Origin of the sequence: Stomatobaculum sp. F0698 (genome assembly GCF_030644385.1) — a bacterium.
Taxonomy (GTDB): domain Bacteria; phylum Bacillota; class Clostridia; order Lachnospirales; family Lachnospiraceae; genus Moryella.
In genome coordinates this window covers 272,995-288,581 of record NZ_CP130060.1, presented here as the reverse complement: position 1 = coordinate 288,581, position 15,587 = coordinate 272,995, and the positions used below count along the sequence as shown (strand labels likewise).

General features: G+C 55.8%; 24 protein-coding genes. 1 reads left to right on the top strand and 23 read right to left on the bottom strand.

The window, feature by feature from the left end; translation table 11 throughout:
• Positions 1 to 13: 13 nt before the first annotated feature.
• Positions 14 to 994: an NAD-dependent epimerase/dehydratase family protein gene (locus tag QU660_RS01450; RefSeq protein WP_304946571.1), complete on the bottom strand. Its 981-nt coding sequence runs from the start codon at positions 992 to 994 to the stop codon at positions 14 to 16.
• Complete coding sequence (locus tag QU660_RS01445; protein WP_304946570.1) at positions 991 to 2,928, bottom strand: thiamine pyrophosphate-binding protein; 1,938 nt, start codon at positions 2,926 to 2,928, stop codon at positions 991 to 993. The genes QU660_RS01450 and QU660_RS01445 overlap by 4 nt, the downstream gene beginning before the upstream one ends.
• 212 nt (positions 2,929 to 3,140) lie before the next feature.
• On the opposite strand from QU660_RS01445, the gene QU660_RS01440 reads away from it, so the two are divergent.
• Positions 3,141 to 3,497, top strand: coding sequence for a hypothetical protein (locus QU660_RS01440; protein WP_304946569.1), 357 nt, complete (start codon positions 3,141 to 3,143; stop codon positions 3,495 to 3,497).
• Between the two features lie 94 nt (positions 3,498 to 3,591).
• Here the strand turns inward: QU660_RS01440 and QU660_RS01435 are convergent, their stop codons facing one another.
• The 21 genes from QU660_RS01435 to rplN form a co-directional block, all read right to left on the bottom strand.
• Positions 3,592 to 4,830, bottom strand: a complete 1,239-nt coding sequence (locus QU660_RS01435) for an N-acetylmuramoyl-L-alanine amidase family protein (protein ID WP_304946568.1) — start codon at positions 4,828 to 4,830, stop codon at positions 3,592 to 3,594.
• A gap of 132 nt (positions 4,831 to 4,962) precedes the next feature.
• Complete coding sequence (locus QU660_RS01430) at positions 4,963 to 5,490, bottom strand: bL17 family ribosomal protein (RefSeq protein WP_304946567.1); 528 nt, start codon at positions 5,488 to 5,490, stop codon at positions 4,963 to 4,965.
• A gap of 98 nt (positions 5,491 to 5,588) precedes the next feature.
• Positions 5,589 to 6,575, bottom strand: a complete 987-nt coding sequence (locus tag QU660_RS01425) for a DNA-directed RNA polymerase subunit alpha (protein WP_304946566.1) — start codon at positions 6,573 to 6,575, stop codon at positions 5,589 to 5,591.
• Positions 6,576 to 6,674: 99 nt separating this feature from the next.
• On the bottom strand, positions 6,675 to 7,268 hold the full coding sequence (rpsD, locus tag QU660_RS01420) for a 30S ribosomal protein S4 (RefSeq protein ID WP_304946565.1): 594 nt from the start codon (positions 7,266 to 7,268) through the stop codon (positions 6,675 to 6,677).
• Between the two features lie 15 nt (positions 7,269 to 7,283).
• The gene (gene rpsK / locus QU660_RS01415; protein WP_330362064.1) at positions 7,284 to 7,676 is read right to left on the bottom strand and encodes a 30S ribosomal protein S11; all 393 of its coding nucleotides are present in this window, start codon (positions 7,674 to 7,676) and stop codon (positions 7,284 to 7,286) included.
• A gap of 103 nt (positions 7,677 to 7,779) precedes the next feature.
• Positions 7,780 to 8,148 (bottom strand): 30S ribosomal protein S13, encoded by a 369-nt coding sequence (gene rpsM / locus QU660_RS01410; RefSeq protein WP_304946564.1) that lies wholly within the window; start codon positions 8,146 to 8,148, stop codon positions 7,780 to 7,782.
• A gap of 36 nt (positions 8,149 to 8,184) precedes the next feature.
• Positions 8,185 to 8,298: a 50S ribosomal protein L36 gene (gene rpmJ, locus QU660_RS01405; protein WP_009532621.1), complete on the bottom strand. Its 114-nt coding sequence runs from the start codon at positions 8,296 to 8,298 to the stop codon at positions 8,185 to 8,187.
• A gap of 92 nt (positions 8,299 to 8,390) precedes the next feature.
• Entirely contained in the window at positions 8,391 to 8,609 is a 219-nt protein-coding gene (gene infA, locus QU660_RS01400) for a translation initiation factor IF-1 (RefSeq protein WP_009532622.1), read from the bottom strand.
• 17 nt (positions 8,610 to 8,626) lie between these two features.
• On the bottom strand, positions 8,627 to 9,403 hold the full coding sequence (map, locus tag QU660_RS01395) for a type I methionyl aminopeptidase (RefSeq protein WP_304946563.1): 777 nt from the start codon (positions 9,401 to 9,403) through the stop codon (positions 8,627 to 8,629).
• 25 nt (positions 9,404 to 9,428) lie between these two features.
• Positions 9,429 to 10,067 carry an adenylate kinase gene (locus QU660_RS01390; protein WP_304947254.1) on the bottom strand — a complete coding sequence of 213 codons (639 nt, stop codon included), beginning with the start codon at positions 10,065 to 10,067 and terminating at the stop codon, positions 9,429 to 9,431.
• 81 nt (positions 10,068 to 10,148) lie between these two features.
• Positions 10,149 to 11,480, bottom strand: a complete 1,332-nt coding sequence (secY, locus tag QU660_RS01385) for a preprotein translocase subunit SecY (protein WP_304946562.1) — start codon at positions 11,478 to 11,480, stop codon at positions 10,149 to 10,151.
• 2 nt (positions 11,481 to 11,482) lie between these two features.
• Positions 11,483 to 11,923, bottom strand: a complete 441-nt coding sequence (gene rplO / locus QU660_RS01380; RefSeq protein WP_304946561.1) for a 50S ribosomal protein L15 — start codon at positions 11,921 to 11,923, stop codon at positions 11,483 to 11,485.
• A gap of 17 nt (positions 11,924 to 11,940) precedes the next feature.
• Positions 11,941 to 12,129 (bottom strand): 50S ribosomal protein L30, encoded by a 189-nt coding sequence (rpmD, locus tag QU660_RS01375; protein ID WP_304946560.1) that lies wholly within the window; start codon positions 12,127 to 12,129, stop codon positions 11,941 to 11,943.
• A gap of 16 nt (positions 12,130 to 12,145) precedes the next feature.
• On the bottom strand, positions 12,146 to 12,655 hold the full coding sequence (gene rpsE / locus QU660_RS01370) for a 30S ribosomal protein S5 (RefSeq protein WP_304946559.1): 510 nt from the start codon (positions 12,653 to 12,655) through the stop codon (positions 12,146 to 12,148).
• 24 nt (positions 12,656 to 12,679) lie between these two features.
• Positions 12,680 to 13,048: a 50S ribosomal protein L18 gene (gene rplR / locus QU660_RS01365; RefSeq protein ID WP_304946558.1), complete on the bottom strand. Its 369-nt coding sequence runs from the start codon at positions 13,046 to 13,048 to the stop codon at positions 12,680 to 12,682.
• 16 nt (positions 13,049 to 13,064) lie between these two features.
• The gene (gene rplF, locus QU660_RS01360; protein ID WP_304946557.1) at positions 13,065 to 13,607 is read right to left on the bottom strand and encodes a 50S ribosomal protein L6; all 543 of its coding nucleotides are present in this window, start codon (positions 13,605 to 13,607) and stop codon (positions 13,065 to 13,067) included.
• Between the two features lie 64 nt (positions 13,608 to 13,671).
• On the bottom strand, positions 13,672 to 14,073 hold the full coding sequence (gene rpsH / locus QU660_RS01355; RefSeq protein ID WP_304946556.1) for a 30S ribosomal protein S8: 402 nt from the start codon (positions 14,071 to 14,073) through the stop codon (positions 13,672 to 13,674).
• Positions 14,074 to 14,111: 38 nt separating this feature from the next.
• Complete coding sequence (locus tag QU660_RS01350; protein ID WP_009532632.1) at positions 14,112 to 14,297, bottom strand: type Z 30S ribosomal protein S14; 186 nt, start codon at positions 14,295 to 14,297, stop codon at positions 14,112 to 14,114.
• An 18-nt stretch (positions 14,298 to 14,315) separates the two neighbouring features.
• Positions 14,316 to 14,861, bottom strand: coding sequence for a 50S ribosomal protein L5 (rplE, locus tag QU660_RS01345; RefSeq protein ID WP_304946555.1), 546 nt, complete (start codon positions 14,859 to 14,861; stop codon positions 14,316 to 14,318).
• Positions 14,862 to 14,884: 23 nt separating this feature from the next.
• Positions 14,885 to 15,190: a 50S ribosomal protein L24 gene (gene rplX / locus QU660_RS01340; protein WP_304946554.1), complete on the bottom strand. Its 306-nt coding sequence runs from the start codon at positions 15,188 to 15,190 to the stop codon at positions 14,885 to 14,887.
• Positions 15,191 to 15,201: 11 nt separating this feature from the next.
• A complete protein-coding gene (gene rplN / locus QU660_RS01335) occupies positions 15,202 to 15,570 on the bottom strand; it encodes a 50S ribosomal protein L14 (RefSeq protein ID WP_009532635.1) in 369 nt (122 codons plus the stop codon).
• Positions 15,571 to 15,587 lie beyond the last annotated feature (17 nt).

Here is a 15,587-nt window from a genome sequence, read left to right as displayed (position 1 = left end):
TCTGTTTCCTCCCTCAGTTCTCTCCGTTGACGGTATCCGAGAGCAACTCCCGCACGCCCGCGCGAAAGCTGATTTCGGGTTTCCAGTCTATGCTCCGCAGTAATTTCGCAATGTCCGGCGCGAGATAGGGTGTTCCTTCGGGCCCTGTCTCTCGCGGCGCAAAGTGTGCAAGTGCGGCGGGCTGTCCCGCCGTCTCAAATATCTCCTCGACAAAAGACCGAAGAGATCGCGTGTCGAGGCTTGCGACATTGAAGATTTCGCCCTGCATTTGTCCCTCGGCTTCACCGAGCAGACGAAGGGCACGAACGGCATCCTGGAGCGCCAAAAAGTTCCACTGCTGTTCGCAGGGACCGAAGCGCGCTTCCTCCCCCGCCGCGGCTGCCCTGACCGCCGTCGGCACAATCGCGGTCTCGTGATCCCCGGGCCCGTAGACCGAGAAGATGCGAAGATGGCGATAATCCGCGCCGAGACGCACCGCAATTTCCCGTCCGCGCTCCGAAAAGGCGAGCTTGGCGCGCCCGTACTCCGAAATCGGCCGACAAGGTGTCGTCTCATCATACGCGCCGTCCGGGAACTCCCCGCGCCGCACGCGCTCCAGCGTGACGCCGTACTCCGCCTGCGAGCCCGCAAACAGAAAGCGCTTCGCGCCGAATTCCGCCGCAAGGGCCAACATGTCCTCCGAGGCCTCAAGGTTTCTCTCCTGGATTTCCCGGTCCATGCGCCCGCGCTGTCCCACCCCGCCCCAGGCGAGGTGGAAACAGACATCTAACGGCAGCGCCTCCGCTGCCGTCAGTTCCTGTTCCAGATTCTGCCGAAGAACAGTCCTCTCTTCCATATCGCCCGGGAAGAGATGAAAGCCCTTCCCCGCGAGCGGCAGCGCTGCCCGCCCCGGCTTCGGCCGGAGCGGCGCAAACACTTCATGTCCCGCGTCGAGCAGCTCCTTTGCGAGTGCGAGCCCCAAAAAACTGCTCACACCGCTTAAGAGCACTCTCACGGCTGATACCTCGGCACGATCATATTCTCATCCAATTCCTCATCGCTCAGGAAGGGCACCAGCTCCTCAAGCGGCGGGCTCACCATGCTGCCGTCCGGCAGACGCTTTCCGCCGGATTTCGGCTCAAAGTTCTGGTCCGTGTCCACGAAGATCTCGCAGAGTATCGGTCCTTCTGCCGCGAGGGTCTTTTGCAACGCCGCGTCGATCTCATCGTTATTCCGCGCCGCGACATAGGGCAGCTCAAACGCCGCCGCGACCTTCTCAAAGGACGGGAAGCTGAGATCCCCGCTGTCGCTGCCGATGCCGATTAACGGCTGGTCGCCGAAGAAGTTGCGCTCGGTCTGGCGAATCGAGTGGTAGCCGTCGTTGTTGATGAGGAAAATTTTAATCGGCATCTTTGCGCCGGAGATGGTCTCAAGTTCCTGCAGGTTCATCATAATGCTGCCGTCGCCGGTCAGGAGGACAATATCGCGCTCGTAGCGCTCACGATCCTCGTTCGCCTTGGCCGCGCCGATGGCCGCCGGAAGATCGTAGCCCATCGAAGCGATTGCGGAATTCGAGATGAAGCGCTGCCCCTTCTTAATCCGGTAGGCATGGCCGCCGACCACGCAGGCGGAGCCGTTTCCGACCACGGTGATCGTGTTCTCCTTCACCGCATCGCCGAGCTTATGAATCAGCGCATAGACATTTGCCGGGCGCGAAGCCGGAACCGCTAAGTGCTTCTCCTGCACGACCGGATAGTGCTTCACCCAGTACTTGCAGGTCTCGCTCCAGCTCATGCCGCGGAGCCCCTCGCCGCCGCCGAAAATCGGCGTCTGCGTTTCATCCAGCAGCTCGTTCATGACCGTCAAGAGATCCTTTGCATCCGCATGGACCGGAAGCGAGACATGGATGGTGGGCTTCTTCAGTTCCTCCGCGTCGATGTCGTTCACAATCGTGAAGGCCTCGCGCGCCCACGCCTTCGACTGGAAGCCGACCTGGCGCACGCTGAGGCGAGAGCCCACCGAGAAGACCAGGTCCGCGTTCTGAACCGCAAAGTTACCCGGGCGGTCGCCAAAGTTACCCGGGCGTCCCGCGTAGAGCGGGTCGTCGCTCGGGAGGCAGTCCTCGGAATCCCAGCCGACCACAACCGGAATGCCGAGCTTTCGCGCGACCGCGAGGAATTCCGCGTGCGCGTTCGCAATCCGGATGCCGTTGCCCGCGTTGAAGACCGGGCGCTTTGCCGCGGCAATGCGGTCAATGATTTCCGCCGCAAGTTCGCGGCTCACCTTCTTCGGCAGTGCGGCGCGATACTCGCCCTTCCCCGCCTCGTCCTCGGGAATTTTGTGCAGAGAGGGGGCCGCAAAGCCGTCGCCGCCCGCCTCGTAGTTCTCGGGATCGAAGCCCGGGAGCTCGTCTGTCTCCACAAAGGCACCCTGCACATCGAGCGGAATGTCAAGCCAAGTCGGGCCCGGTCTTCCGTGCTCCGCGAGGTACAGCGCCTTCTCAAGACAGTAGCGAATGCGCAGCGGATCCGTGACCATCTCACAGTACTTGGTCATCGCCTCGACCGACTTGCAGATATCAAATTCCTGGTCGCCGAGCGCCCGGATGTGTACACCCGACATGCGCGCGGTCCAGTCCGTTCGGATCTGGCCCGAGATCACAAGCATCGGGATGGAGTCAAGCCATGCGCCGACCACACCGGTCAGCGCATTCGTGCCGCCGGGGCCTGTGGTCACACAGACCACAGCGGGCTTGTTGTTGATGCGCGCATAGCACTCCGCCGCAATCGCACAGGCCTGCTCATGATGGTTGTAGGTAATCGTGAGCCCCTCTTCGTGTCCCAGCGCATTGTTTAAGTGCATCGCACCGCCGCCGACCACGCTGAAGCCGCGCACAATGCCGCTCTCCACCAATTTTCTCGAAATGTAGTTGCTGACTTTAATCCGCATTTTGACCTCCGGCCTCAAAATTTTGACTGCCACCCACTACTTGGCATATATCGTTTAGTATACCACAAAGCCTATATACTGCATAGGACACAGGCTCTGCTGGCAAAAAGGTAGAATTCCTTACGATATGCTTACAGCTCTCCTAAGTCGCTTTTTTCCTGCATAAAATCTGCTATAATTGATGCAGACAAAGGGGAAAGGAGGATAATACCATGAAGCATAAAGGGTTGCGGATTGCATTACTGTTCGCGCTGGTCCTTTCCATATCACAGGCAGTTCCCGCCTTTGCTGCGCACAAGCTTCTGGATGCAAACAGCTATACGCTCACGCAGACCGAGCAGGGCGTCGCCATCAGCGGTAAGGACGGCAAGTCCGTCACCGGCTGGGTGCAAGACAAAGAGGGCAATTTCTACTACTTTAAAAAGGGAGTCAGAAATTCCGGCTGGGACAAAATCAACGGAGACTGGTACTACTTCTATCCGGAGACAGGTGCTCTCGCAAGGAACACCAAGGTCCTGAACTATGATGTGGATGATGACGGCCGCATGATTAAAGTCCACGAGTGGTAATCAATCATCACTTTTGTCAAGCAATTTAAAGGGGAAGCGCCTCGGCGCTTCCCCTTTTTCATGTCTCACACCTTGCTCGACTCTCGCACCCCGCTCAACGCTTCCAAGCGCCGCTCGCATCCACATAGAAGGTGTCTATGGTCGTATTGCGTGCCATCTCGCCGCTCTCCGGGTAGAAGTAACCCCAGTGATCGCCGAGCTGTGCCCAGCCCTTGGCGCGCTGTCCGTCCGCAAGCGCATAGTAGAACTTGTTGCCGTCCATGATGAGCTCATTCGCAGCCATTTTGCCGTAGGTCGGCGAATCCGCGTCCGGATTCAGATAGTACATGACACCGTTCACATTCTGCCAGCCGGTCAGCATCTCGCCGCTCTCGGCAAAATAGTACCAGCCGGAGACGGTACGCGCCCAACCGGTGCGCATTTTGCCCTCGGAGCTGAAGAGGTACCACTTGCCCTCAATCTGCTCCCAGCCGTCCTTCTTAAAGCTGCCGTCCGGATAGCGGTAACTCCAGCTGTCGCCGTTCAAAATCCAACCCGCTTTCACGACATTGTTCGTCTCACCCGTGGGACCTCCGTTCTGATCCCAGACGGCACCGCGCCCGTCGGAAACCTGTTGCGCACTGATGCGCATTGAGCCCGATTCGGTCCAGCCGGAGGCCTTGCCCGTGCCCTTCGCTTCGGTGCGCACGCGGAAACTGTAATGACCCGGCTTGGTCATGTAAGGATAAAAATTATAGCTCTCGCCCGTCACAGCGAAAGCGCGTTTCACGACATCGTTTCCGCGCCGCAGCACGACTTCGTAGCTGCCGCTTGTATTCGAGGGGGCACGCCAGCTTGCAACGCCCGTCTGTCCGGACTTCCACTCCGCCTGCTCGGGTTCCGCATACTCTCCCTTGATGCCCGATAAACGCAGACTTACGATGAGTCGCTGCTTGCTGCGCCGCACATCCGTAATCGTGACGCTGTTGTCCGAGAGGTGTACATCGCCCGCGCCGAGTGTCGTCGAGAAGGTCCTGCCGCCGCCCGTCGTGCGTATCACCGCCTCCACGCCGATTTCGGTGCCGATTGCGAGATTTTCACCGAAGCCCGAGGTCACGCGCACACTCTCCAAATCATAAGCATCCGCGGTCTCCCAGATGCCGAGTTCGCCCTTTGCCGGCTCGCCGAGTATCACGCCGTCACGGCCTATGCTGCTACCCGGCTCCAGACGATTCTTCACATTGAGTCTCACATTGCCGATTTTCTGTCCGCTTGCGGCCCACGAGACCGTCGCGGGCGCTGTCGACAACAACGCCAGTGCGAGCGCCGATAAGAGTACTTTCTTCGCCTTCATGTTACGCCTCCTTCTGTTCTTCTATGCAAAACGCACAATGCTCCCCACTATTGTAAGTATACAAGATATTTGCGTGCAGAGCAAATAAAAAAGCCCCGCCCCGGTATCCCGGGACGGGACTCAACACTCTGCTTAGACCAGCTCAAGCAGCACTTCCATCGCTGCGTCGCCCTTTCTCAGGCCGATCTTCACGATGCGGGTGTAACCACCCTTTCTGCTCTCATACTTCGGTCCGTACTCATCGAAGAGCTTCGCAACCAGGTCAACCTTCTTGCCGACCTTCTTGTGCTTCGGATCGAACTCGCCGACTGCGTAGAGCTTTGCGAGCATGTGGCGTCTTGCGTTCATTCTGGACGGCTTATCCTTCTTGATTTCCTTCTGGACCGTGTCGTAAACAACAACCTTCTTGCCGTCCTTCTCTTCTCTGACGCGCTTGCCGTTTGCATCCTTGCGCGGCACTTTAGCCGTGACGCTCACGGTCTCAAAGTTGTCCTTCTCCTTCACCGCAAGTGCGATGAGGGGCTCGACCATCTTTCTGACTTCCTTTGCTCTCGCCTCGGTCGTCACAATCTTGCCGTTTGCGATGAGCGCCGTCGCCTGACTTCTCAGGAGAGCCAGTCTCACATCCGTTTTGCGTCCAAGCTTTCTGTACTTTGCCATTGGTTTTCTCCTCCGTTTGGGAGCGCGGTCCGTGCCATATCGGGACTCATCGGAGCCGCACCATACTCACAGACTGTCACCGTCTTGCCCGACAGTCTTTACTGAATTTCTTCTTCCTCTTCGCCCATCTCTTCGCTCTGGCGCAGCTGCAAATTGAGATCCGCAAGCTTTTCCAGAACTTCGTCGAGCGACTTCTTGCCGAGATTTCTCACCTTCATCATGTCTTCCGGCGTCTTGTTGATCAACTCTTCGACCGTGTTGATGCCCGCGCGCTTCAAACAGTTGTAGGAACGCACCGAGAGCTCAAGCTCATCGATGTTCATCTCAAGCACTTTTTCCTTCTCGTCGCTCTTCTTCTCGGACATGACCTCGACTCTGCGAGCATTCTCCGAGAGATCCACGAAGAGACCCAGGTGCTCCGAGAGCACCTTCGCCGCGAGGCTCACCGCCTCATCCGGCGCCGCCGTGCCGTCGGTAAACACGTCAAGCGTGAGCTTGTCGTAGTCCGTCATCTGACCGACACGGGTGTTTTCCACGCGCATGTTGACGCGCTCCACCGGCGTGTAGATGGAATCCACCGCAATCACGCCGATCGGCAGGTCACCCTGCGCCTTATTCTTCTCCGCGCTGACGTAGCCGCGTCCGTTTGTGATCGTGAGCTCTGCAGAGAACTTCGTGCTGCCGCCGGAAATGGTCGCAATGACCTGATCCTTATTGAGGATCTCAATGTCAGCATCGCACTGGATGTCTGCAGCGGTGACCTCACCCTCGCCTTCAAAATCAATGTAGGCGATCTTCGGTTCCTGGGAGGTCGAGCTATTCTTGATTGCAAGGCTCTTGATGTTCATGATAATCTCCGTCACATCCTCCTTGACCTGGGGGATGGAAGAGAACTCATGGAGCACACCGGCAATCTTCACCTGGCTCACCGCGGTTCCCGGAAGGGAGGAGAGCATGATGCGGCGCAGGGAATTTCCGAGCGTCAGACCATAGCCTCTCTCAAGCGGTTCGCAGATGAAACGGCCAAACGTTTTGTCTTCGGAGATCTCAGCAATCTCGATATTTGGTTTCTGAAATTCGAACAAGAATGATACCTCCTTTAAATCTTTGGCCACGCATTGAAACACTCCGAAAAGCCCCACGTAGGGAGTCCCTCAAACAGAGACTCCCTAGCGGTAGACTTATTACTTGGAGTACAACTCAACGATCTGCAGTTCATCGACCGGAACGTCAATCTCCTCACGGGACGGCAGTGCCTTGACTGCGCCCTTCAGGTTCTCCTTGTCGGACTCGAGCCAAGTCGGGACAATGCGACCGGAAGTCATCTCGAGGACCTCCTTGTAGCGCTCCGAAGACTTTGCTCTCTCCTTGATCTCGATCGTGTCGCCTGCCTTGATCAGATAGGACGGGATGTTCACAATCTTACCGTTCACAAGAACATGTCTGTGACCGACAATCTGACGAGCCTCTCTTCTGGTTCTTGCCCAGCCGAGGCGGAAAATCACATTGTCCAGTCTGCTCTCGAGAAGGATCATCAGGTTTTCACCGACCTGTCCTCTCATGCGGGACGCCTTCTCGAAATAATTGCGGAACGGCTTCTCCAGCACACCGTAGATGAACTTTGCCTTCTGCTTCTCGCGAAGCTGAGAGCCGTACTCGCTCATCTTGCGGTTTGCTCTTCTCAATTCTCTGTTGGATCTTTTATCGATGCCGAGGAATCCGGGCTCCAGGCCGAGAGATCTGCATCTTTTAAGAACAGGAACTCTGTTAACTGCCACTTTTCTACCTCCTGATTATACTCTTCTGCGCTTCGGCGGACGGCATCCGTTGTGCGGAACCGGGGTCACGTCCTTAATGCTGGTCACCTCAATACCACACGCAGAGAGCGCACGGATTGCGGCTTCGCGCCCGGAACCCGGACCCTTCACCATCACGTCAACAGACTTTAAACCATGGATGATAGCTGCTTTTGCGGCAGTCTCTGCAGCCACGGAAGCTGCATACGGAGTAGATTTCTTTGAACCTCTGAATCCAAGGCCACCGGCACTTGCCCAGGACAGCGCATTGCCCTGTAAATCAGTCAGCGTAACAATCGTGTTGTTAAACGAAGACTGAATGTGTGCCTGGCCGCGTTCAACGTTTTTCTTAACGCGCTTCTTGGCGGACGCCTTCTTCGCGCTTGACATCTGCTGCTTTGCCATTAAACTAACCTACTTTCTCGTTTACTTGAACCAAGTTCGCTCCTGTTGTTAAAACATGCAACGTGATTCAATTCTGCGGTTACTAAATTTACTTCTTCTTATTAGCAACGGTCTTTCTCGGGCCTTTGCGAGTTCTTGCATTCGTCTTGGTCTTCTGACCGCGAACGGGCAAGCCCTTACGATGGCGAATTCCGCGATAGCAGCCGATTTCGGTGAGTCTCTTGATGTCCATGGCGATCTGTCTTCTCAGATCACCCTCGACAACCTGAGTTTCAGCGATCACTTCGGCAATCTTCTTGACTTCGTCATCGGTGAGATCCTTGACTCTCGTGTTCGGATCCACGCCGGCCTGGGACAGAATTCTGTTGGAACTCGTCACACCGATACCATAGATATAGGTGAGTCCGATTTCAACACGCTTCTCTCTCGGTAAATCAACGCCTGAAATACGAGCCATTGTGCTGTCTTCCTCCTGTATTATTTTTGCTGCGTCTTAGCCTTGTCTCTGCTTGTGCTTCGGGTTCTCGCAGATGATTCTGACGGAGCCCTTGCGCTTGATGACTTTGCACTTCTCGCACATCGGCTTGACTGAAGATCTGACTTTCATTGTGTGATACTCCTTTCATCTGCCAACAAAGTCGCCATAGTAGTATAGCAGTTTTGATTCCGCTTTACAAGTCTACAGCTCACTTCTGCAGATTATTTATTTCTCCAAGTAATTCTTGCCTTGTTGAGGTCATAGGGCGACAACTCCACCGTCACCCGGTCGCCCGGGAGTATGCGGATGTAGTTCATTCTGAGCTTGCCGGAAATGTGCGCGAGCACCTGATGGCCATTCTCCAGTTCTACCTGAAACATCGCGTTCGGCAGCTTCTCGATGACCTTGCCTTCCAGCTGGATTACGTCCGTCTTTGACATCCTACTGTCCTTTCGGTTTATTGCTCTCTGTCCGGATCGTCCTTGCCGAGCGATAAAATCTCGGGTTCACCGTCCGTGATCAGAATTGTATTCTCATAGTGGGCCGCGAGGCTGCCGTCTGCCGTAGTCACGGTCCAGCCGTCATCGCCCCAGTCCACTTCGTAGGTTCCGATGGTAATCATCGGCTCGATCGCGAGGGTCATACCCGCCTGTAAGCGTATGCCCTTCCGGTTCATGCGGAAATTCGGAACTTCCGGATCCTCGTGCATCTCGGTGCCGATGCCGTGGCCCACCAGGTCTCTCACGACCCCGTAGCCGCGTTCTTCGGCGTAGTCGCCGATTGCACCGCAGATATCGTTTAAGTGATTGCCCGCCTTTGCAAAGCGTAAGCCCGCAAAGAAGGACGCCCGCGTCACGTCGATCAAATCCTGCGCCTCTTTCGAGATTTCGCCGATGGCCCAGGTTCTCGCCGCATCGCTCTGCCAGCCCTTCCAGATTACACCGGTGTCAAGCGACACGATATCGCCCTCGCGGAGCACGCGCTTCTTCGAGGGAATGCCGTGGACTATCTCCTCGTTGACCGAAACACAGACACTCGCGGGATAGCCCTCATAGCCGAGGAAGGAGGGAATGCAGTCGTAGCCGCGTATCAGCTTCTCGCAGAGTCTGTCGATCTCGTAGGTCGTCATCCCCGGCTTCAAAGCCGCGTGCAGTTCCTCGTGCACCTTGGCGAGAATTTCGCCCGCCTCCCGCATCAGCTGAATTTCATGTTCCGATTTTACCGTCACTGCCATTTCAAACTCCATTCTCCGGGGCAGCTCAAATCAGCGCCTTGATTGCCTCGAACACTTCTCCCATCTCCATCGTGCCGTCCACTTCCCGAAGCACACCCTGCGCCCTGTAGTAGTCGATCAAGGGCTTGGTCTGCTCGTGGTAGACCTTAAGGCGTGCCGCCACCGTCTCCGGCTTGTCGTCCGCGCGCTGTACGAGCTCGTGGCCGCAGACATCGCAGACATTCACCGTCTTCGGTGCGCGGTAGCGAACGTGATAGCTCTCGCCACAATTCGGACAGCTGCGCCGTCCCCCCATGCGGTCGATGATAGCCTCATCCGGCACTTCGATATCGACCGCTTCATCGATCTTGGTGCCCTCCGCCGCAAGTGCTTCCGTCAGCGCCTCCGCCTGCGGTATGGTCCGCGGGAAGCCGTCCAGCACATAGCCCTCGCTGCAGTCCGCCTCGTGAATGCGATTTATCAGCATCCCGATGGTCACCTCGTCCGGCACAAGTCCGCCCGCATCCATATAGCGCTTCGCCTCAAGGCCGAGCGGCGTGCCCGCCTTGATGTTTGCGCGGAAAATATCTCCGGTCGAGATATGCGGAATTTGATAGTACTCCGCAATTCGCTTTGCCTGTGTTCCTTTTCCGGCGCCAGGTGCGCCGAGCATGACAATCTTCACTGCCGTCTCCTTTGCTAGCGTGCCCTTCGCAATGTAGAGCATCCGGCGGACATACTTGCCCGCCGGACGCCGCGCTCTGCGTTAATTTCCGAGGAAGCCCTTATAGTTCCGCACCAGCGTGGTGGAGGTAATAGACTTCAGCGTCTCGAGAATTACGCCGACAATAATGATCAGAGAGTTTCCGGTGAACGTGAGCGATCCGATGTTGAAGACACCCGAAATGAAAATCGGGATGACAGCAACGATCGTGAGGCCCGTTGCACCGAGAAAGATGACATACTTTAACACTTCGCTCAGGTAGTCACTGGTCGGACGGCCCGGACGAATGCCCGGAATGAAGCCGCCGGACTTCTTCATGTTGTTTGCGATCTCCAACGGGTTGAAGGTGATGGAGGTGTAGAAATATGCAAACAAAATGATGAGCACGATGTAGAGCACCAGACCGATCGAATAAATCGGGCGCTCCGGCTTAAGCCAGTTCGACGAATTCAGGACCATGATGATCTTGCCCGGAATGCTCGCGTAGTCCAGGTTAAAGAACTGCGAGATGACAACCGGGAAGGACATCAAGGAGCTTGCGAAGATAACCGGAATCACGCCTGCGGTGTTGACCTTCAGCGGAATCTCCGAGGACTGTCCGTTGCCGAGCACTCTTCTGCCCTGCATCTTTGCCGTATACTGCACCGGAATGTGGCGCTCGGCGTCGCAGAGCAACACGACAAAGACCGTCATGAGAAGAATGCAAGCCACGATAATCAGGCCTGCGACCACAGCTGTGGCCGGCGACTTCGCGTTCATAATGAAGCGCTCCCAGAGCGTCGCAAAATCTCTCGGAATCGAGGAAAGGATGTTGATGAGAAGTACGATCGAGATGCCGTTGCCGACACCCTTCTCCGTGATTCTCTCACCGATCCACATGAGGAAGGCGGAACCCGCAGTCATCGTCGCAATCGTGACGACCACGCTCTTCAACGTGAAGTGGGTCAGTAGACCCTGACTGCCGAAGCCGACCGCCATGGCAATCGACTCGATGAGCGCCAGCGCAACCGTCAGGTAACGCGTGTAGCTCAGGATTTTCTTTCTGCCGTCCTCGCCCTCCCGCTGCAGTTCCTCAAGCCGCGGGATGGCAATCGTCATGAGCTCCATGATAATGGAGGACGTGATGTAAGGTGTGATGCTGAGCGCAAGAACGCTCATCTGCTCAAACGAGCCACCGGTAATCGCGTTAAAGAAATTAAACGCATTGCCGGAGCTCTGTCTTTGCTGTTCAAAGAAGTTCTTCAGATAGTCCGTGTTCACGCCGGGAATCGGTAGATTGCTTCCGAAGCGGATCACAATCAGCATCAGAAGGGTGAACAAGAGCCGTTGCCGAACCTCCTTGACTTTCAATGCCTGTCGGAGACTCTTCAGCATAGTTACAGCACCTCGCAGGTACCGCCTACCGCCTCAATCTTAGCCTTTGCACCCTCGCTGACTGCGCAAACCTTGACGGTCAGCTTCTTGGTGAGCTCGCCGTTGCCAAGGATCTTCACGCCGTCGCGTGCGTGGGAGATGATGCCGAGTGCGATCAGCGACTCAGCCGTCACTTCGCTTCCGTTCTCGAACTTCTCAAGTCTCTCGACATTGACCGCCACGATATCCTTCGTGTTGCGGTTCTTGAAGCCTCTCTTCGGAATGCGTCTGTAGAGCGGCATCTGGCCACCCTCGAAGCCCGGTCTCGGAGCGCCGGAACGCGCCTTCTGACCCTTGTGTCCCTTACCGGCAGTCTTTCCGTTGCCGGATCCGTGACCGCGGCCGCGTCTGAAGTTGTCAGAGTGGACAGCGCCCTCAGCCGGTCTCAAATTCGATAAATCCATGACTGAACCTCCTATCCTTATTCTTCTACTTCTTCGACACGCACAAGGTGTCTCACGCGCCAAACCATGCCGCGCATTGCCTCGTTATCCGGCATGATGACGGTCTTGTGCATTTTCTTGAGTCCCAGTGCGACCACAGTCGCTCTCTGCTTCGGAATTGCGCCGATCGGGGACTTGACAAGAGTAATCTTAAGCTGCTTCGCCATGTTCCTGTCCTCCTATTCAGCCGAGAATTTCTTCCACGGACTTGCCGCGTCTCTTTGCAATCTCCTCCGGAGAGCGGATTGCCTTGAGTCCCTCCAGGGTCGCAAGCACAACGTTGGTCTTGTTGTTGGAACCGAGCGACTTGGTACGGATGTTCTGGATACCTGCGAGCTCAACCACAGCACGGACCGGGCCGCCTGCGATGATACCGGTACCTTCCGGTGCGCGCTTCATGAGCACCTCGGCGCTGCCGAACGCACCCGTGTAGTCGTGCGGAATGCTCTTGTTCTCGTCAATTGCAATCGAGACAATGTTTCTCATAGCTGCCTCTTTGCCCTTGCGAATTGCCTCCGGAACCTCACCTGCCTTGCCGAGTCCGACGCCGACCTTGCCCTTGCCGTCTCCTACAACCACGAGAGCGGAGAAACGCATCGTGCGGCCGCCCTTGACGGTCTTGCTGACGCGCTTGATGGCGACGACCTTGTCGTTGTACTCAGAATTCTTCTGATCGTTTCTATCGCGATTCATTGCCATTGTCTTCTGTTCCCCCTCTTAGAATTGTAAGCCGGCTTCGCGTGCAGCGTCTGCGAGCGCCTGAATCTTACCCGTATAGAGGAATCCACCTCTGTCAAACACGACGGCGCTGATACCCTGCTCCTTCGCGCGCTCTGCGATGAGCTTGCCGACAAACGCAGCAGCTTCCACGGTATCCGTGTGCTCCAGTGCGCTCTTTGCCTCCTTCTCCAGCGTGGAAGCAGCGACGAGGGTACGGCCGACCGTATCGTCGATAATCTGCGCGTACATATGGCTGTTGCTGCGGAACACGGAGAGGCGCGGTCTCTGCGCAGTACCGCTCAGGTGGCTGCGCATTCTCCAGTGCTTCTTCTCGCGGACAGCTTTTCTGGATTCTTTGCTTACCATAATAAAACCCTCCTAATTATTTCTTACCGGTCTTACCGACCTTGCGTCTGATGGTCTCCGTAGCGTACTTGATACCCTTGCCCTTATACGGCTCCGGCAATCTCTTCTCACGGATCACGGCAGCATGCTGTCCGACTTTCTCTTTATCGATACCCTGCACCTTGATGATGTTCTGACCGTCGAGGACCGTCGTGACGCCTTCCGGATCCTCCATCTCGACCGGATGAGAATAACCAAGAGACAGGACGAGTTTGCTTCCCTGCTTAGCGGCTCTGTAACCAACACCGTTGATCTCCAGAACCTTCTCATAGCCCTCAGTCACGCCGACAACCATGTTCTTAATCAGAGTTCTCGTGAGACCGTGCAGCGACTTGATTCTCTTCAAATCGTTGGGTCTTGTGACGATGATCTCGCTGCCTTCCTGCTTGATCTCAAGCTCAGCGGGCAGCACTCTCTCCAGCGTACCCTTCGGACCTTTTACAGTCACAAGATTATTTTCTGCGATCGTGACAGTAACGCCTGCCGGGACCGCGATAGGCATTCTTCCAATACGTGACATGCCGATTTCCTCCTGATGTCGTTAAAATAATCGGGATCTTATGCGCATTTCATGCGGTAATTTCTTACCAGATAAATGCTAAAACCTCACCGCCCACACCTAAACGGCGTGCCTCTTTGTCTGTGATGACGCCCTGGTTTGTGGAGATGATTGCCGTGCCGAGGCCACCGAGAACCTTCGGCATATCCTCCTTGCCCGCGTAGATGCGAAGACCGGGCTTGGAGATTCTCTTCAGACCGCTCAGAATGCGATCGTTCTTGGTTGCGCCGTACTTCAGGGTGATGCGAATGTCCTTAAAGCCCTCGTTCTCAACAAACTCGTACTTCTCGACATAGCCCTCGTTCACAAGGATATCCGCAATCGCGACCTTCATCTTGGAAGCCGGGACATCGACCACATCATGCTTTGCAGTATTTGCATTGCGGATTCTTGTCAGCATATCTGCAATCGGATCGTTCGTTGTCATGGAATGTTTCCTCCTGTTGGATTTCTTTCAGCTTCGCTTTACCAGCTTGCCTTCGTGACACCGGGGATCTGCCCCTTGTAAGCGAGCTCTCTAAAGCAGATACGGCAGATTCCGTACTTTCTGAGATAAGCGTGAGGGCGTCCGCAGATTCTGCAGCGGTTGTACTCTCTGGTGGAGAACTTCGCCGGACGCGCCTGCTTGATCTTCATCGACTTCTTAGCCATGAGTCTTTTCCCTCCTGATTATTTGGCAAACGGCATGTTGAACAGCGTTAACAGGTAGCGTGCCTCTTCATCCGTCTGTGCCGTGGTGACAAAAATGATGTCCATGCCGCGCACCTTGTCGACCTTATCGTACTCGATCTCCGGGAAAATCAGCTGTTCCTTGATACCCATTGCATAGTTGCCTCTGCCGTCGAAGGAATTCGGGTTCACACCTCTGAAGTCACGAACGCGCGGAAGCGCAAGGTTGATCAGGCGATCTGCGAACTCGTACATCTTTGCGCCGCGCAGCGTCACCTTGCAACCGATCGGCATATCCTCACGAATCTTGAAGTTTGCAACCGACTTCTTGGACTTCGTGACAATTGCCTTCTGGCCCGCAATGATCTCCATGTCGCGAACCGCAGCTTCGAGGACCTTTGCGTTCTCCTTTGCCTCGCCGACACCCATGTTAATCACGATCTTGTCGAGCTTCGGAACCTGCATCGGATTCTTGTAACCGAACTTCTCAATCATCTTTGCGACAATCTCGTTGTCGTAGATTTCTCTTAATCTAGCCTTAGCCACTTGGAATGCTCCTCCTCTCTGCTTTAGTCGATGACCTTGCCGCTCTTCTTTGCGACACGGACCTTCTTGCCGTCTCTCAGCTCAAAGCCGACCTTCGTGCGCTCACCGTTCACGAGGAGCGCCACGTTCGAGACGTGAATGGAACCTTCCTTGCTCACGATGCCGCCGTTCTGGTTCTGCGGGCTCGGCTTCATATGCTTCTGAATCATGTTGCAGCCTTCGACCACAACTCTGTTCTTCGCCGCGTCCACATGCAGCACCTTGCCGCTCTTGCCCTTGTCCTTGCCAGCGATGATCTGAACGTTATCGTTCTTCTTAATCTTACGCATTGCGGACCTCCTTATAATACTTCCGGAGCAAGGGAAACGATCTTCATGAACTGCTTTTCACGAAGCTCTCTTGCCACCGGCCCGAAAATGCGGGTTCCTGTCGGCGTCTTGTCATCCTTGATGATGACTGCCGCGTTCTCGTCAAAGGTGATGTAAGAACCGTCTTTTCTGCGGGTCTTCTGCACCGTGCGAACCACGACTGCCTTGACAACATCACCCTTCTTAACAACGCCGCCCGGCGTTGCGTCCTTAACGGACGCCACAATCACGTCGCCGATGTGCGCATATCTTCTGGTTGAACCGCCCATCACGCGGATGCAAAGGAGTTCCTTCGCACCGGTGTTGTCGGCAACTCTCAAGCGTGTTTCCTGCTGAATCATGCCGGATACTCCCTTCC

What these genes read in the sequence shown, in the direction of transcription:
- infA (WP_009532622.1), bottom strand. Translation starts at nt 8,609, where the DNA reads ATGTCAAAGACGGACGTAATCCAGCTGGAAGGCAAGGTCATCGAGAAG.
- rpsE (WP_304946559.1), bottom strand. Translation starts at nt 12,655, where the DNA reads ATGAATCGCGATAGAAACGATCAGAAGAATTCTGAGTACAACGACAAG.
- map (WP_304946563.1), bottom strand. Translation starts at nt 9,403, where the DNA reads ATGGCAGTGACGGTAAAATCGGAACATGAAATTCAGCTGATGCGGGAG.
- rpmD (WP_304946560.1), bottom strand. Translation starts at nt 12,129, where the DNA reads ATGGCGAAGCAGCTTAAGATTACTCTTGTCAAGTCCCCGATCGGCGCA.
- rplF (WP_304946557.1), bottom strand. Translation starts at nt 13,607, where the DNA reads ATGTCACGTATTGGAAGAATGCCTATCGCGGTCCCGGCAGGCGTTACT.
- rpsK (WP_330362064.1), bottom strand. Translation starts at nt 7,676, where the DNA reads ATGTCAAGCGCGAAGAAGGCGTCCGCCAAGAAGCGCGTTAAGAAAAAC.
- QU660_RS01445 (WP_304946570.1), bottom strand. Translation starts at nt 2,928, where the DNA reads ATGCGGATTAAAGTCAGCAACTACATTTCGAGAAAATTGGTGGAGAGC.
- rplO (WP_304946561.1), bottom strand. Translation starts at nt 11,923, where the DNA reads ATGGATTTATCGAATTTGAGACCGGCTGAGGGCGCTGTCCACTCTGAC.
- QU660_RS01435 (WP_304946568.1), bottom strand. Translation starts at nt 4,830, where the DNA reads ATGAAGGCGAAGAAAGTACTCTTATCGGCGCTCGCACTGGCGTTGTTG.
- QU660_RS01430 (WP_304946567.1), bottom strand. Translation starts at nt 5,490, where the DNA reads ATGGCAAAGTACAGAAAGCTTGGACGCAAAACGGATGTGAGACTGGCT.
- secY (WP_304946562.1), bottom strand. Translation starts at nt 11,480, where the DNA reads ATGCTGAAGAGTCTCCGACAGGCATTGAAAGTCAAGGAGGTTCGGCAA.
- rplN (WP_009532635.1), bottom strand. Translation starts at nt 15,570, where the DNA reads ATGATTCAGCAGGAAACACGCTTGAGAGTTGCCGACAACACCGGTGCG.
- QU660_RS01350 (WP_009532632.1), bottom strand. Translation starts at nt 14,297, where the DNA reads ATGGCTAAGAAGTCGATGAAGATCAAGCAGGCGCGTCCGGCGAAGTTC.
- rpmJ (WP_009532621.1), bottom strand. Translation starts at nt 8,298, where the DNA reads ATGAAAGTCAGATCTTCAGTCAAGCCGATGTGCGAGAAGTGCAAAGTC.
- rplR (WP_304946558.1), bottom strand. Translation starts at nt 13,048, where the DNA reads ATGGTAAGCAAAGAATCCAGAAAAGCTGTCCGCGAGAAGAAGCACTGG.
- QU660_RS01440 (WP_304946569.1), top strand. Translation starts at nt 3,141, where the DNA reads ATGAAGCATAAAGGGTTGCGGATTGCATTACTGTTCGCGCTGGTCCTT.
- rpsM (WP_304946564.1), bottom strand. Translation starts at nt 8,148, where the DNA reads ATGGCTCGTATTTCAGGCGTTGATTTACCGAGAGAGAAGCGTGTTGAA.
- rpsH (WP_304946556.1), bottom strand. Translation starts at nt 14,073, where the DNA reads ATGACAACGAACGATCCGATTGCAGATATGCTGACAAGAATCCGCAAT.
- rplX (WP_304946554.1), bottom strand. Translation starts at nt 15,190, where the DNA reads ATGCGTAAGATTAAGAAGAACGATAACGTTCAGATCATCGCTGGCAAG.